General features: G+C 66.5%; 15 protein-coding genes and 1 pseudogene. 10 read left to right on the top strand and 6 right to left on the bottom strand.

The genetic code is table 11. The features are described 5' to 3' along the window. The first annotated feature begins 11 nt into the window (after window positions 1-11). Window positions 12-1,268, top strand: a complete 1,257-nt coding sequence (locus NKJ34_RS11915; protein ID WP_253738526.1) for a TIGR00341 family protein — start codon at window positions 12-14, stop codon at window positions 1,266-1,268. An 81-nt stretch (window positions 1,269-1,349) separates the two neighbouring features. Then, entirely contained in the window at window positions 1,350-1,565 is a 216-nt protein-coding gene (locus NKJ34_RS11910) for an ATP-binding protein (protein WP_253738525.1), read from the top strand. Window positions 1,566-1,606: 41 nt separating this feature from the next. Here NKJ34_RS11910 and NKJ34_RS11905 read toward each other — a convergent pair whose 3' ends face one another. Further along, the gene (locus tag NKJ34_RS11905; protein WP_253738524.1) at window positions 1,607-2,569 is read right to left on the bottom strand and encodes a nucleotidyltransferase family protein; all 963 of its coding nucleotides are present in this window, start codon (window positions 2,567-2,569) and stop codon (window positions 1,607-1,609) included. Window positions 2,570-2,738: 169 nt separating this feature from the next. Here NKJ34_RS11905 and glmM point away from each other — a divergent pair, with 169 nt between their 5' ends. Next, the gene (gene glmM / locus NKJ34_RS11900) at window positions 2,739-4,067 is read left to right on the top strand and encodes a phosphoglucosamine mutase (RefSeq protein ID WP_253738522.1); all 1,329 of its coding nucleotides are present in this window, start codon (window positions 2,739-2,741) and stop codon (window positions 4,065-4,067) included. On the opposite strand, the gene glmU is transcribed toward glmM, so the two are convergent. Further along, the gene (gene glmU, locus NKJ34_RS11895) at window positions 4,068-5,267 is read right to left on the bottom strand and encodes a bifunctional sugar-1-phosphate nucleotidylyltransferase/acetyltransferase (protein WP_253738521.1); all 1,200 of its coding nucleotides are present in this window, start codon (window positions 5,265-5,267) and stop codon (window positions 4,068-4,070) included. A gap of 262 nt (window positions 5,268-5,529) precedes the next feature. On the opposite strand from glmU, the gene NKJ34_RS11890 reads away from it, so the two are divergent. Next, window positions 5,530-5,952: a VOC family protein gene (locus NKJ34_RS11890; RefSeq protein WP_253738520.1), complete on the top strand. Its 423-nt coding sequence runs from the start codon at window positions 5,530-5,532 to the stop codon at window positions 5,950-5,952. Between the two features lie 4 nt (window positions 5,953-5,956). Here the strand turns inward: NKJ34_RS11890 and NKJ34_RS11885 are convergent, their stop codons facing one another. Together NKJ34_RS11885 and NKJ34_RS11880 are read right to left on the bottom strand one after the other, a co-directional pair. Next, a complete protein-coding gene (locus tag NKJ34_RS11885) occupies window positions 5,957-6,835 on the bottom strand; it encodes an MBL fold metallo-hydrolase (RefSeq protein WP_253738519.1) in 879 nt (292 codons plus the stop codon). A gap of 17 nt (window positions 6,836-6,852) precedes the next feature. Continuing rightward, window positions 6,853-8,304: an ATP-binding protein gene (locus NKJ34_RS11880; RefSeq protein WP_253738518.1), complete on the bottom strand. Its 1,452-nt coding sequence runs from the start codon at window positions 8,302-8,304 to the stop codon at window positions 6,853-6,855. A 328-nt stretch (window positions 8,305-8,632) separates the two neighbouring features. Here NKJ34_RS11880 and mobA point away from each other — a divergent pair, with 328 nt between their 5' ends. The 5 genes and pseudogenes from mobA (at window position 8,633) to NKJ34_RS11855 (ending at window position 12,387) form a co-directional block, all read left to right on the top strand. Continuing rightward, on the top strand, window positions 8,633-9,265 hold the full coding sequence (gene mobA / locus NKJ34_RS11875; protein WP_253738517.1) for a molybdenum cofactor guanylyltransferase: 633 nt from the start codon (window positions 8,633-8,635) through the stop codon (window positions 9,263-9,265). A 108-nt stretch (window positions 9,266-9,373) separates the two neighbouring features. Then, window positions 9,374-9,799 (top strand): annotated as a pseudogene (locus NKJ34_RS11870) (bacteriohemerythrin); the annotation flags it as partial. Window positions 9,800-9,907: 108 nt separating this feature from the next. Beyond that, entirely contained in the window at window positions 9,908-11,413 is a 1,506-nt protein-coding gene (locus NKJ34_RS11865) for a globin-coupled sensor protein (RefSeq protein WP_253738515.1), read from the top strand. Between the two features lie 47 nt (window positions 11,414-11,460). Then, complete coding sequence (locus tag NKJ34_RS11860; protein ID WP_253738514.1) at window positions 11,461-11,910, top strand: DUF2240 family protein; 450 nt, start codon at window positions 11,461-11,463, stop codon at window positions 11,908-11,910. Window positions 11,911-11,934: 24 nt separating this feature from the next. Next, entirely contained in the window at window positions 11,935-12,387 is a 453-nt protein-coding gene (locus tag NKJ34_RS11855; RefSeq protein WP_253738513.1) for a DUF7993 family protein, read from the top strand. Window positions 12,388-12,393: 6 nt separating this feature from the next. On the opposite strand, the gene NKJ34_RS11850 is transcribed toward NKJ34_RS11855, so the two are convergent. Next, window positions 12,394-13,056 (bottom strand): HAD family hydrolase, encoded by a 663-nt coding sequence (locus tag NKJ34_RS11850; RefSeq protein ID WP_253738512.1) that lies wholly within the window; start codon window positions 13,054-13,056, stop codon window positions 12,394-12,396. 130 nt (window positions 13,057-13,186) lie between these two features. Between NKJ34_RS11850 and NKJ34_RS11845 the strand changes: the two genes are divergently transcribed. Next, complete coding sequence (locus NKJ34_RS11845; protein ID WP_253738511.1) at window positions 13,187-14,470, top strand: DNA double-strand break repair nuclease NurA; 1,284 nt, start codon at window positions 13,187-13,189, stop codon at window positions 14,468-14,470. Here NKJ34_RS11845 and NKJ34_RS11840 read toward each other — a convergent pair whose 3' ends face one another. Beyond that, on the bottom strand, window positions 14,471-15,205 hold the full coding sequence (locus NKJ34_RS11840) for a DICT sensory domain-containing protein (RefSeq protein ID WP_253738510.1): 735 nt from the start codon (window positions 15,203-15,205) through the stop codon (window positions 14,471-14,473). Between the last annotated feature and the right edge of the window lie 11 nt (window positions 15,206-15,216).

Raw genomic sequence — 15,216 nt, 5'->3', positions numbered from 1 at the left:
CCTGACCGACCATGCGACTGATACAGACACTCATCCCGGAGGGAAAACGCGAGACGGTCATCGACATCCTCGAAGACGAAGAAGTCGACTTCGCGATGACCGAGGAGAGCTCTGAGTCGGGCTACAGCGACATCCTCTACATCCCGGCCGAATCGGATGCCGTCGAGGCCATCGTCGACGACCTCCGGAGCGTCGGCGTCGAGCGGGAGGGGTATATGGTCATCAGCGACGTCGAGACCATCGTCTCCGAACAGTTCGAGGAGCAGCAGGCCGAAAACGAGGAGTCCGGCGACGACGAGCGCATCTCCCGGGAGGAACTCCGGACCAAGGCCCGCGGCCTCTCCCGGAGCACGACGAACTACCTCGTGTTGACGATCATCAGCGCCATCGTCGCCACCGCAGGGCTGCTTCAGGACAGCGCGGCGGTCGTCGTCGGCTCGATGGTGATCGCGCCGCTGATCGGGCCGGCGATGGCCTCCTGTGTCGGGACCGTGATCAACGACGACGACAACGCGCTGTTCTGGGAGGGAGTCCGCTCGCAGGTCGTCGGCCTCGTGGTTGCGGTCCTGAGCGCGACGCTGTTTGCGGCCGCCTACCGGTTCTTGCTCGCGCCGGACCTCGAACTCCTGCTCATCCAGCAGGTTGCCGAGCGGGCCCATCCCGGACTGCTCGCGCTGGCCATCGCCCTCGGCGCGGGGACCGCGGGGGCGCTTTCACTCACGTCGGGAGCCGACGAGGCGCTGGTCGGCGTGATGATCGCCGTCGCACTCATGCCACCCGCGGCCTCGGTCGGTCTCGGCATCGCCTACGTCGACCCGCGACTGGCGGTCGGTGCAGGGATCTTGGTGCTGGTGAACCTGCTGTCGATCAACGTCGCCGGCATCCTGACGATCTGGGTCAAACGCTACCGGCCGACACACTGGTACGACGCCCGGGAGGCCAAGCGGGCCACCGTCGTTCGGCTGGCCGTCTTCGGGATGGCGGTCCTGCTGCTCACCTCGTTTTTAGCGGTGAGTTCGCTCGACGCCCGCGACAACATGGCCTTCGAGGCTGCCGTCGAGGGGATCGCCGAGGAGACGACCGACGGGCTGCTCGCCGTCGACATCGAATACCGCGCCGACCTGCTTTCCCAGCAGCCCAGCGAGGTGACGATCCACGTCTCCGACGAGACCCCGCCGGCGGCCAGCGAGATACGGGACCGCATCCGGGAACGGACCGGCCTCGACGTTTCGGTCACCGTGATCACCGAGCAAGTCGACACTGCCTGAATCGCCCCGGAATCCGGTTGGATGCTCCGAGTCGCCCCTAACTGCGTCGTGTGACAGTACGGACAGGAACAGCGACGAGACGTGTTCGATACTGGCTACTCGACCGACAGGAACGGCACCGGGTTCGGGCTCGCGATCGTCGCCCGGATCGTCGAGGCCCACGGCTGGGAGATCAGTGTGGTCGAGGGCTCGGCCGGTGGCGCACGGTTCGAAATTACGGGCGTCGACTGCGCCCGGAAATCGCCGGGGATCGTCGCTGACTACCGCGTAACCGCTGCCTACCGGCGTGCGACGTGAAATAAAAACAGGCTACCGAGTGTGACCGCCCTAAACGTGGGCTACTCGCTGAGCTGACTGTAGGAGCCGACGAGGCTATCGGTGAGGTCGATACCCTCGATGCTCGCTTTCTCGTCGAAGACGGTGTTGGTCAGTTCGGCGTCCTCGACGTGGGCGTCGGGGAAGACGAGCGTGTCCGTGAGCGTCGAGTCAGTGACCGTCGCGCCGGACATGACGTGTGTCGAGCCGTTGAGGTCGCTGTTCTCGACGGTCGCATCGTCGGCGATCTTGGGCTCGCCGCCGAGTTTCCAGTCGACCGCATCGAGATAGGCGGCGGCTTCGCCGATGTCGAACCAGACGTCGTCGAAGGTGAAGGCATAGACCGACTGGCGGTTCTGGAGCCACTGGAGGAACCAGCCGGGCTCGTCGGGGTTCTGGTCGTCGGCGAGATAGGTGTCGAACTGCGGCAGTACGTCCGCGGGGAACGCATAGCAGGCGATCGAGGCCAGCGTCGTGTTGGGATCGTCGGGCTTCTCTTGGAAGTCGACGACCTCCTCGCCGTCGAGTTCTACGAGACCGTAGGATTTCGCGCGCTCCCGGTCACCGACGTCGTAGGCCGCCAACACGGGCGACTGCTTGTCCTCGAAGAAGTCGACGAAGTCATCGATATCGAAGCCGACCATGTTGTCGCCGGCGATCACCAGCAGGTCGTCTTCGAGTCCCTCGCGGTCGATCAGTTGGGCGAGTGCGCCGACGACGCCGAACTTCTCGTCCTCGTCGCTGGTGTCTTCGACCGACAACTGCGGTTTGTCGTACCCCTGTTCGTCGACGTAGGTCTCGAAGTCGGCGGCGAACCGCTCGTTGGTGCTGATGTAGACGTCCTCGACGTCGTCGTCGGCGTCGAGTTGGGCCAGCGTCTTGTCGATCACCGTCGTGTCGCCGACTGGCAGCAGCATCTTCGGGCGGTTCCGTGTAATCGGCCACATTCGCGTGGCGTAGCCACCGGCAAGAACAATTGCGTCCATACCGTGATAGGCAGTCTCTGTTACCTTATACTCTTTCCTTGCGGTGATCACGAAACGGCGGCTACGGCGGGGTAGGCACTCCTTTACGGCAGTCGACCAGCGGCTGCCCGACCGACGGCGGGCGGTAGCTGTCGATTAACTAATGTAGCTGGCGGCGACAGGGCGGGGTATGTTCGGAACGAGCGGCGTCCGCGGTCCGGTCGGCGAGACGGTCACTGCGGAGCTCGCAGTCTCGATCGGACGGGCGGTCGCCACCGACGGCGCGTCGACCGTCCTCGTCGGCCGCGATGCCCGCGAAACGGGTCGGTTTCTCGTCGACGCGGTCGCGGCGGGACTCGCCGAGTGCGGCGCGGACGTAATCGACCTCGGTCGGGTAGCCACGCCGACGCTCGCCCGGAGTATTGCCCGGTTCGACGCCGACGCTGGCGTCGTCGTCACCGCCTCCCACAACCCCGCCCCCGACAACGGACTCAAACTCTGGACTCCCTCGGGGCAGGCCTTCGACACCGACCGCCGCGAGCGGATCGCCGACATCGTCGACCGCGAGGCCTACGACTTTGCCGACTGGAACGCCTCCGGCGACCGCCGCCGGGATTCGACCGCGACCGCTGCCCACGAGGACGCACTGACAGGGGCGGTCGACCCCGAGCCCATCGATGGCCTCGATGTCGTCGTCGACATCGGCAACGGCGTCGGCGGGGTGACAGCCGACGCGCTCGTCGAGTTGGGTGCCGACGTGACGACGCTCAACGCCCAGCCCGACGGCTCGTTCCCCGGCCGGCCAAGCGAGCCGACCGCCGAGACGCTGACGGCCCTCTGTGGGCAGGTCGAAAGCGGTGAGGCGGAGCTGGGCATCGCTCACGACGGCGATGCCGACCGTATGCTCGCGGTCGACGAAACGGGGACGTTCGTGCCGAAGGACGTCCTGTTGGCGCTGTTCGCCCGGCGAGCAGTCGCGGCCGCGGGCGGCGGCCGGGTCGCCGTCCCGGTCGACACCAGCCGGTGTGTCGACGACGCCGTGGCGGCCGCCGGCGGCGAGGTCGTCCACACGAAGGTCGGCGACGTGTTCGTCGCCGCGGTCGCGGCCGAACCCGACGCCGTGTTCGGCGGCGAGCCCTCGGGAGCGTGGATCTGGCCAGAGGAGACGCTGTGTCCCGACGGCCCGCTGGCGGCCTGCAAGCTCGCGGCGCTGGTCGGCTCTCGCGGCCCGCTCTCCGAGCTGGTTGGGAGCGTCGACACCTACCCGCTGGCCCGTGACAACATCGAGGTCGACGACAAAAGCGGCGTCATCGAGCGGGTCACCGAGACGATCCGGGCGGAGTTCGACCGCCTCGACACCACCGACGGCCTCCGAGTCGACACCGACGACGGCTGGTTTCTGATCCGTGCCAGCGGTACCCAGCCGCTGGTGCGGGTGACCGCCGAAGCCGAAACCGAGGCGGCCGCCGAACGGCTCCGCGAGCTGGCAGTCGACCGTGTGATCGACGCCCGGTCGTAGCTACGGCGAGCGGTCCCGGGTGAGCACCTCGCCCGGCTGCGTGGTCGCCCCCGTCCCGAGGACGACGCCCGCGTTCAGGCTGGTGTTGATCCCCGTTTTGGCGTCGTCGCCGACGATGACCCCGAGCTTTCGGCGGCCGGTCGAGACGCGCTCGCCTTTGACTGTGAGTTTGACCGGCTCGCCGTCGTGTCTGAGGTTGGCGACTTTGGTGCCGGCACCGAAGTTGACCCGCCGACCCAGCACGCTGTCGCCGACATACGAGAGGTGACCGACCGTCGCACCGGTCATGAGTACACTGTTTTTCACCTCGACCGCGTTGCCGACCTTCGTCTCGGGACCGAGGTACGTCGACCCCCGGACGTAGGCGTTCGGACCCACGGTCGCCCCGCGGTCGACGTAGACCGGTCCCTCGATGGTGACGCCGGCCTTGATCGTCGCCCCCGCTTCGACGACGACCGGGCCATCGAGGGTCGCTCCCTCGTGGACCTCGCCGTCGAGACGGGTCGAGGGTGATTCGAGGAGCCACTCGTTGGCTGCCAGTAGCTCCCACGGTCGACCCACATCGAGCCAGCGCTTGAAGGGAACAGCGGTGACCGAACACTGGTCACAGACGGCTTCGAGCACGTCGGTTAGCTCCAGTTCGCCCCGATCGGAGGTCTCGACGGTGAGGAGGTCGTGGGCCGCGGCGGGGAACACGTAGGCCCCGGTGTTGATCAGGTTCGACTCGGGGTTGGCCGGTTTCTCGACGACGCCCGTCACTCGGGTGTCGTCGTCGGCCGCAAGCTGGAGGACGCCGTAGGCGCTTGGGTTGTCGACCCGATAGGAGCCGACCGCCGGGCCGTTGCTGTAGAGGGTGTCCAGCGAGCCCTGATCGTACAGCGCGTCGCCGTTGAGCACGACGAACGGCTCGTTGTCGAGCAGCGGGGCGGCCGCGTTGACGGCGTCGGCGGTGCCGCGCTGCTCGGTCTGAACGGCGTACTCGACGTCGACGCCGGCGTGCCGGGTCCCGAAGTGGTCCCGAACGCGGTCCGACTCGTAGCCGACGACGACGACGAGTCGGTCGGCTCCCGCGTCGACCGCGCGGTCGAGGGTGTGTTCGAGCAGCGGCTTGCCCGCCACCGGGAGCATCGGTTTCGGCTGGGCAGCGGTCAACGGACGCATCCGCGTCCCTTCGCCGGCTGCGAGGACGACAGTTTGCATACCGGATGGTATCGAACGAGCCCCAAAGCGATTCTGGTTGGTCGACTGCCGCACTGTTAGACTCCCACCATGTCGGCGGCGCAGTCACCCGTCGATTCGGATCGAACCGTCGTCGAACCGCTCTTGGCATCCCACAGGCCCAGTCGTCGAAACATACGCCGTCGTCGGATTCGGATCCGGTTTGTTAGGCGGCCGGTAGTTATACCATCGGTCCGTCGGGCGAGTCGAAGCGCTTTGGGTCGGCCGCCCGAAACCGGCTGGCATGCCCGAACTACAGGGTCACCACGTCGGCGTGACCGTCGACGATCTCGACCGTACAGTCGATTTCTACCGCGACGTTCTCGGTCTCCCGGTCGTCGCCGAGTTCGACGTCGACGGCGCGGCCTTCGCAACCGGGGTCGGTATCGACGGCGCGAGCGCGCGGTTCGTCCACCTCGACGGCGGTGGCGTCCGGATCGAACTCGTCGCCTACGAGCCGGCTGGCGAGGGCCAGTCGACCCCGCAGCTCAACGACGCGGGCGCGACACACATCGGTCTCGAAACCGACGACATCGACGCCGTCTACGAGTCGTTGCCGGCGGACGTCGAGACGGTGAGTCCGCCGCAGACGACCGCGACCGGCACCCGGATCCTGTTCGTCCGTGATCCGGAAGGAAACCTCATCGAACTGCTCGAACCCTCGTAAGTAGTCACCGACTACCGACCGTATCGCGCCGTGTGTCGACCCGGCTGACGCCGTTGCCGTCGAGGCGATACTGCTCGCCGTCGACTGCCAGCGGCTCCTCGAAGGCCTCCTCGACCGGGTAGTAGTGGGCCGTATGGACGAGCCGCGTGGTGTCGGCATCGAGATCGGCCGCCAGCGCCAGCGCGCCCTCGCGGGTCATGTGCTTGGAGCCGAAGGTCCGCGGGACGCCGTCGGCGTCGTGGTTGGCCCCGCCGATCGGGTGGGAGGCACACAGCGAGGCGGGGACGATCCCGTCGGCGAGAAACAGGTCGGGATCGGAAAGCCGCTCGCGGGAGGCGTCAGGTACGTCGTAGCTCGTATCGCCCGACAGCGAGAGTTTTGCGCCCGTCTCGGGGTCCTCGATCACCAGCCCGTAACAGACCAACGGCGGGTGGTCGACCGGGACGAGCGTCAGTTCCAGTCCACAGACGCAGACCGGCTCGAAGGGAGCGACGTCGTGGACGGTCACGGTGTCGAGGTAGTCGTACTTCTCCCGGACCGTGTCGGCGACCGACTCGCCGGTCTGGGGGTCGACCTCGTCTGCCGCGTAGACAGGGAGGTCGTCGAACACCCGGTAGGCGTTGCCTAATCCGTCGATGTGATCGAAGTGGATATGAGTGATGACCGCCGCATCCGGGAGGTCGACGTCGTGGTCGAGAAACTGGTGGCGAAAGTCCGGGCTGAGATCGACGAGGATCGACTCGCCGGTGTGTTCGTTCTCGACGTGGACCGAAAACCGGGAGCGATCGATCCCCTGCTCGCGGGCCGCCTGACAGGTGTCGCAGTCACAGCCGACCGTCGGTGTCCCCGTCGTATCCCCTGTTCCGAGCAGCGTGACCAGCATCTCAACGCCGCCTCATCTCAGTGGGCCTGATCCTGCGGCTTGGCGTCGACGGCCTGCTCGTCGCCGTTGGTGCCTGCGGCTGGTTCGTCGTGATCGTGGTCGTGATCATGATCGTGATCGTGACCGCTGCCGCTCCCGGTGAGGGCCGCGCCGTCGCCGTCGATCATATCCATATTCTTGAGGTTGTCACGCTCTTCGAAGTCGGCGACTGCATCGAGGAGGTCGGCCTGTGTGAGCTCCATCCGCTCTTCGGTCAAGGCTTCGAGGACTGCCTCTCGAAGCACCATCCGGAGGTCGCTGCCGGTCAGGCCCTCGGTCTCGTTGGCGACCGCCTCGGGATCGAAGTCGTCGATCTCCATCTGCTGGGTGATGACTTCGAGGATGTCCGCCCGCATCCCCCGGTCGGGTTTGGGGAAGTTGACGATCTCGTCGAACCGTCTCCATGCGGCGGCATCCAGCTGGTCGGGGTGGTTGGTCGCGCCGATCAACAGCACCTCGTCGCGGATCAGCGAGATGTCGTCGATCGACTTCAGCAGGGTGTTGACTGCCCGCTTGAGCGCGGCGTGTTCGTCCGAGCGCCGGGTTTTGGCGACCGAGTCGAACTCGTCGATAAAGAGGATACACGGCGAGAGGCGCTTGGCGACTTCGAAGGTCTTCTCGACGTTTTTGGCGGTCTCACCGAGATACTGGCTGGTGATCATTGAGAGCTTGACCTCGACGAACGGCAACCCGAGTTCGTGGGCCAGTGCCCGCGAGATCGTCGTCTTGCCGGTTCCGGGCGGACCGACAAAGAGTAGTTTGCCGATCTCGCGGAGGCCGATGGAGGCCAAATAATCCCTGTGTTCGATCGCTTTGACGATCTTCTGGATCTCACCCTCTTGATCGGCCGTCAACACCAGATCGTCGAGCTGCATCTCGATCTCTTCTGGCGCTCTGACCTGCACGAGATCCAGCATCTCGGCGTCGTCGTCCTCGTCGAAATATTGGGAGAGCAGCGCGTCGATCCAGACGCGGTCGGCCTGAATCGGCCGGTTGTTCTGTCGGGCCTCCTCGTGGGTCACCGAGACTTCGGGCTCGTTTTCGACCGCGGCGGCGATCGTCGGATTGGTGCGGAGTCGCTCGTCGTCGGCGCGGTCGAGATACCACTCGATGGCCATCTCCGGCTGTGTTAGCGAAATCTCGCCGGAGAACTCCTCGCGCTGTGTAAACAGCAGCTCCGAGACCGCCTCCCACGGCCGGTCGACGCCCGTCGCCGTCCGGGCCGTGGAGTCGGTCGCCCGCAACGGGCGTTCGATACTACCGGGGGGTTGTGGCTCTCCTGTCGTGTGGTCGGTCTCGTCGGCCGAGCGCTCGGTCCAAAAGACCTGTCTAAACCGGGGCGGCAGATCGTTCTCGTCCAACGACCGGTCGTCGGTATACAGCTGGGCCGTCAGAACGAATTCGACCACATCGAGGGCCGGGTCACTCATCCCACATAGCTTGGTACTATGGTCGCTTAAGACCGTCGAAGCCCGGGACACCGCGCCGCGGTCCCGACCGACGACTACTCGGTTCCGAACGACGTACATTACTCGACCGTTCGTCGGGATATTGTCGGTAGAATCTGCCGATCAACGCGTATTAGGTCCTTGTAGTCGACCGTATTTCGTACGTTCGTCCACTTGCGTCGAGAAGACGACGCGCTTGTCAACGAACAGCGTTTTAGTGGTGAGAACACACAGTATAAAACGAAACACGTGACGTATATCGTACTGGTACCAAAATCAGTGTATATTCGGTCGACACAGACCTCCGAACATGGGTGAGGAGTCGGCTCGTCCGCGTGCCGACACCGGGCGGGCGGGGGTTGTCCTCGCTGGAGGGCGCTCCGAGCGGTTTCCGACGGTCGAAAAGGCGCTCGCGCCACTGAACGGCCAGCCGTTGGTGTGGCACGCGGTGCAGTCGGTCACCCCCGCCGTCGACGAGGTGATCGTCAACTGCCGGCGCGACCAGCGAGCGGAGCTCACCGAGGCGCTGGGTGATCTCGCGGTCCGCTTTGCGGTCGACCCGGTCTCCGACCGCGGACCGGTCGTCGGCCTGCGGACCGCGCTGTCGGAGACGACCGCAACCTACGCGGCGGTCGTCCCCTGCGATATGCCTGCGGTTCCCGCGGCGTTCGTCGACTTCCTCTTCGCGCGGGCCCGCCACCGGACCGGTGCTGTCGCCCGTTTGGAGGGCGAACGCCGGCCGTTTCCGATGGTCGTCCACGTCCGGGCGGCGACGGCGGCCTGCCGGGAAGTCGAGGCGGGCGGCCGATCGGGTCTCGGGGCGTTTCTCGACCACGTCGACCCGGATGTCGTCCCCGAGCGGGTCGTCGAGGCCCACGTTGAGCCGACGGCGTTTCGCGACGTCGACACCCACGCCGACCTCGCGGCGCTCCGGGATCGGTGATCGACGCACCCGCAACGATCTGCCAGCCGGCGACGGGTTCCAAGAAACTGGGAATCCGAGCAAGAACTTACATCAACTGTCGTGACCGTCCGACTAGGGTGTAGTACCGTGACACTCATTCAGTGGGACGACGACCGGTACAGCACGAATATCGATCGCTTCGACGAACAGCACCAGCGGCTGTTCGAACTGCTCAACGACCTCCATCAGGCGATGGAGGAGGGCCGTGCCCAAGAGGAGGTGGGGGACACGCTCCGAGAACTCGAACGGTACACCGAGTACCACTTCGGCGACGAGGAGGAGTTCATGCAGGGCTGTGGCTACGCCCAGGACTGCTCGGAGTGTTTCCGCGACCACCAGGAGATGCACGAGAACTTCGCGACGAAGGTAAGCGAACTCCGGGAGCAACACGAGAACGGCGAGTACATCACCATGGACGTGTTGCAGTTCGCCCGCGACTGGCTCGACGCCCACATCGCCGGCGACGATCAAGACCAGGGGTACGGCGAGTACTACCAGCAGCAGGCCGACGACTAGCGTTCCAGTAAGCGCCCAAACGGCGCTCGACGCGCGTCGACCGACAGGGAGTGGGGGCGGCCGTCGGATCGCTGGACGATAGCGCAGGAGCGAAAAGACGATGGTATGAATTCGAACGCGAACGTGTTTGGGCAGGGGGGACTGAACGACGAGGTAGACGAGTCGGCGCTCGTCGAGGCGGTCGGCCTCGACGACGAGGAGATCCGGTGGCGAAAGGAGTTCGTCGGCTTCGACGAGGCCGACGTCGAGCGGTTAGTGCGGCTCGAAGAGACGTTCGCCGCGCGGGACGACGAGATCGCCGAGGCGTTCTACGCGAACCTCACCCAGTACGACCGGACAAGCGAGGTCATCGGCCGGTCGCCGAAAGGCCTCGACCAGCTCAAGGAGACCCAGCGGGCCTACTGGCGAACGCTCACCGACGGCGAGTACGGCGAGGCGTACTTCACCAACCGCGCCCGCATCGGTAAGCTCCACGACCTCTTGGAGATGCCGTCGGCCCAGTACATCGGTCAGTACGGGGTCTACTTCGAGCTGCTGTTCGAGACGATGGCCGACCGCACGGGCGACCGGATCGCCGAGACGCTCGCCGACGCCGGCGTCGACGAGGAGACGGTCGAGACGGTCACCGAGGAGTTCGAGACGGGCCTCGACGAGACGCTGTCGGTGCTCAAACTGATGACCCTCGACATGCAGGTGGCGATGGACACCTACATCGAGAGCCGCGAAGCGGATCTCGAAGCCGAGATCGACCGCCGGCGGGAGATCGCCGAAGAGACCAACGAGGCCGCCCAGGACCTCCAGCAGTTCGCCACCGAGGTCTCGCGGAGTTCCCAGCGTATCAGCGATCTCACCGACACCGAGGCGGGCAACATCGACGAAATACGGGCGGAGATGTCGAACCTCTCGGCGACCATCGAGGAGATCGCCTCGACGGCCGACCACGTCGAACGGACCAGCGAGCGCGCCGTCGACACCGCCGAAGACGGCCAACAGTCGGCCGCGGCGGTGATCGACGTGATGGAGGAGATCGACGCCGCCGCCGAGGATATCGGCTCGACGGTCGCCGGGCTCCAAGACCGGACCGAGGAGATCGACGCGGTCGTCGACGTCATCAACGACATCGCCGACCAGACGAACATCCTCGCGTTGAACGCTTCGATCGAGGCGGCGAGGGCCGGCGAGGAGGGCGCCGGGTTCGCGGTCGTCGCCGACGAAGTCAAGGATCTCGCCGAGGAGTCACAGGGGCAGGCCGACCGGATCGAGTCGATGATCGCCGAGATCCAGACGGAGATCGAGCGGACCGTCGAGACCGTCGAGCGGACGACCGACCACATCGAGACGGGGATCGACCGGGTCGACGACGCCATGACGGAGCTCGACGAGATCGTCGACGTCGTCGAGGAGGCCGCCACCGGTATCACCGAAGTCGCCGAGGCGACCGACGATCAGGCCCGCACCGCCGAGGAGATCGCGACGATGATCGACGACGCGACCGAGCGTATCAACGAGATCAACGAGGAGATCGACGAGGTGGCGACCGCCAACGAACAGCAGACCGCTAAGGTGTTCAAAGTCACCTCGGATCTCAAACAGCTCAGCGAGGAACGCTGATCGGCTCGCGTCGGAAGTTTTAGTTCCCTGTCGACCCGCCTGTCCGTATGAGCCTGCAGGTCGCCGTTGCCGTCCCGTTCCGCCAGCAGGGCACCGACTCGCTGGGCGAAGGCGAGTTCGTCGTCGCCCTCTCGCTGGATCGGGAGTGGTTCTCGCCGGATCAGGCCAAACGACTGGTCGACGTCGCGGTCGGCCGCGGCCTGCTCGACACCGACGACGGCGACCTCCGGCCTACCTTCGACGTCGACGACGTCACGGTCCCGGAGGGGTTCACGCCGGATACCGACATTCTCCGCGAGCAGTCGGCCTTCGAGCAGTTGCTCGAGTTGATGGTCGAGGGCGGCCTCGACAAACAGGAGGCCGTCGCCGCGACCAACGAGACCCAGCGCCGCCTCGGCATCCGGCTGGAGGCCGCGGCAGTGGTGGTCGCCAGACGCCACGGCCTCGACTGTGCGGGCGTCGCCGACACGGTCCGGGCGGAACTCGAAGGGGATTAGGTCGGTCGGGGAGTTGTCCCCGCCATGGTTCAGGACCGACTCCGCGACGGGACGCGCATCGCCCAACTGGTCGCCTCCGAGCTCACCGGCGATCGCCGTCGACTCGCGCAGGTCGCCGTCGTCGACGCCGACCCCGACGTCGAACCGACAGCCGACGGCGTACTCGCCTACCGGATCGTCCACGTCGCCGACCCCGCGGCCATCACGGTCGGCGACCGCGGCGGCACGTCAGTCGACGAGGGGGCCGACCGGACGACCCTCGCCGAGGTGTTCGTCCAGCCCGAGCGCGCCCGCGTCGAGTTCGTCGCCGGCCCCGACGCGGCCGCCAAGACGGCAGCCGACGCCGAGCTTCGGGTCCGCCCGAAGGCGGTCGACCCGCCGCGAACGCTGGTGTTCGTCGAGGACGGCGCGGCGGCAAAACGTGTTATTCCGATCTTCGAGGCGGTCGTCGCAGCCACCGAGCCGGCGGCCGACTGACTCGTCTCACGCCAGCGAATCGAGCAGACCGGGGAGGTCTTGGGTGAGTCGGTCCCGCTCGATGTAGGCGTCGGCCCGCGGATCCCGGTCGGGGCTCCCGTCGAACAGCACCTGAATCGCGTACAGTCCCGAGGCGGTCGCACCCTCGATGTCGTCCAGCGGGGTGTCGCCGATGTAGACGGTCTCCTCGGCGGTCGTGCCGAGCCCGTCGAGCAGCGCCTCGAAGGCGGCGGCGTCGGGTTTCCCCGCCGGGAGTTCGCCGGTGACCAGCGTGGTGTCGAACAACTCCTCCCAACCGAGGTGCTCGATCTTCGAGCGCTGGGCGAGGACCGACCCGTTTGTCAGGAGGCCGACCCGGTAGCGCGACCGGAGGTCGGTGACCAACGCCTCGATGCCGTCCAGCGGTTCCAGCGAGTCGGTGATCCCCTCGCGGTACGCGGTCGCCATCGACTTGGGGTCGACGTCGCTGGCGGTCCCGTCGAGAATGTCGGCGAACACGGGCTCGCGGCTCTCTCTGGTGAGGTGTTGGCGGTGGGCGCGGAGGTACTCCTCACGGGATATCTGCGGGCCGTCGACCGCGTCGACGGCCGCTTGGAGGATCGTGTCCCGATCCCTCGTCGTCACCGCGAGTGTGTAATCGAGGTCGAAGGCGACCCCCCGTATCGACATACCCGACCGTTTGGATTCCAGTGGTTTGAGGGTAGCGACATCGCCGCCGGGGCCACGGCGGCCACCGACCGCCGGAGAGCCGTGTGAGTCGACCACTCACTTTTTGCCAGTGGCCCACCCGCCCCTACGTGTGACGCTCGATCCGATCCACGTCGACGCCATCGCCCGCCTCGCGGGGTCGGTCGCCGAGACGGCCGACGACAGCGACCACGAGCGGTTCGCCGAGACGGTGTGGGCCGAGTGGCTCGACCCCTTGCTCGACGACGGCCGGCGGGTGATCGAGCCGCTTGGCGAACGTCGCCTGCAGTGTGTCGACATCGACACCGTCGCGTTGGCCGACCGCCCGTTTCCCACCGTCCACGGCGTCGACTCGGGGACGATCAACCCCACCGCGTTCAAAAACGGACTCGTGCTCGACCTCGCCCACGCCGCGATGGGCGTCGACCCCTCCGACGTCGAGACCCACCGGGCCCGCACCATCGTCGCCACCGCCCACACCAACGACCCGAAACAGGTTACCGAACACGGATGGGTCGCCTACGACGCGGGCCACAGCCGCTACCGGCTGATCAGGGCCCCGCGGGTCAACCGCTATGCCGAGGCGGTCGTCCACGCGCTGTCGCTGTACTTCGCCGAGAGCCACCACGCCCTGGATCACGCCGACCGGGTCGAGGACCTCCTGTTGCTCGACGGGCCGCTGTATCCCAAGGAGATCCTGACGTGGCGCGACCGGACCCCCGAACTCGAAGCGCTGACCTACGAGGCCCGCCCCAAGCGCGTCCTCGAAAACTACGTCCGGCTCGTCGAGACCTTCGTCGACCGTGGGGTGCCGATCGCCGGCTTCGTCAAAAACCCCTCCGCGCGGGTGATTACCGATGCCATCGCGGGCAAGGACACCGGCTTCGAGGCCCCGTGGCCCGACGACACCGCCTTCTTCACCCGGCTGCTCGAAGCCCACCACCTCCCGACGGACGAGGACGGCCCCACCGAGGGACCGGGCACCGACCGCCGGACCGACGAACTCACCTTCACCTCGTGGTTCGTCTCCCGTGGCGGCCCCGACGGGACGATGGCCGCCGCCGGCGACGCGCTGGGCGTCGACCGTCGGCTCGACCCCGACGCCTACGAGGTCACCTTCTGTATCGTCTACGATCCGCGCTACGACATCTGTTACAAGCTCGAAGCGCCCCACGCGGTGACCGAGGACGCCGAGACGCGCCGACAGCTCACCAGACAGGTGCTCTCGGAGGTCGCCGCCGAACGCGGGCCGCCGCGGGCGATCGCCAAGGCTGACGACCTCGCCCGGATCAGCGCCGGCGAGAAGACCTCGCTCCGCCGGAAGTTCGAGCGCCTGCTCGACAGCGAGTTCCTTGAGACCTACGACGACGTCCGGTGGCCCGGCGAGGCTCCGTGATCAGGGCCGGGCCTTGAGATAGGCGTCTTCGAGATACGTGCCGATCCGGTCGACGATCCCCGGATCGTCGCTCCAGAAGCCGTAAAACTGGTTGGGGGCCCGTTCGGTCGCCAACAGCGCGGTCTTGTAGACGTTGTCGCCGCCGCCGTCGAAGACGACGAACCACGACCGCTCGATCTCGGTGTTGTCGACCGAGTGGTGGGTGATGCCGTCGATCTCGATCGGCGTCCCGTCGGGGGCGGTGAAGGTGTGGATGTCGACGCCGGTCGTCCCCAGTCGGCGGTAGCGATCGTGTTGATCGTCGAGCTTCGAGGCGTACTGGAAGCCGGTGTAGAGCCGGCCGGCGTCGACCCGGAGGGCCCGGTCTTCGATCTCGTGGGAGATCTCGATCATTCGGGCCTTGCTATAGGAGGTAAACGTCGTCTCCTTGAGGTGGGTGAGGATCTCGTGATAGGGCGTATCGTCGATCCCCACGCCGGGGTGGCGGAGCGCACCCCCGTCGATCAGCTCTTCGAGCTGTTCGGTCGGCACCGCCGCCAGCACCTCGTCATCGAGCCGGAGGACGACCACGCCCTCGGGCTCCCCGGAGGCGGTCTGCCGACCAGTCACCGTGACGTTCTGTGTTGCGAAATAGTCCCCGAGGTCGGAAACGAGCGTGCTCCCGGCCGGCGGGTTGAACACCACGAGCGTCTTCTCGTTTCCTTCGACACGTTCGATAACGTCTGCCAGGGACATGTATATAAACA

The organism is Halohasta salina, from assembly GCF_024178165.1.
GTDB lineage: Archaea > Halobacteriota > Halobacteria > Halobacteriales > Haloferacaceae > Halohasta > Halohasta salina.
This window is presented reverse-complemented; position numbering and strand designations above follow the sequence as displayed.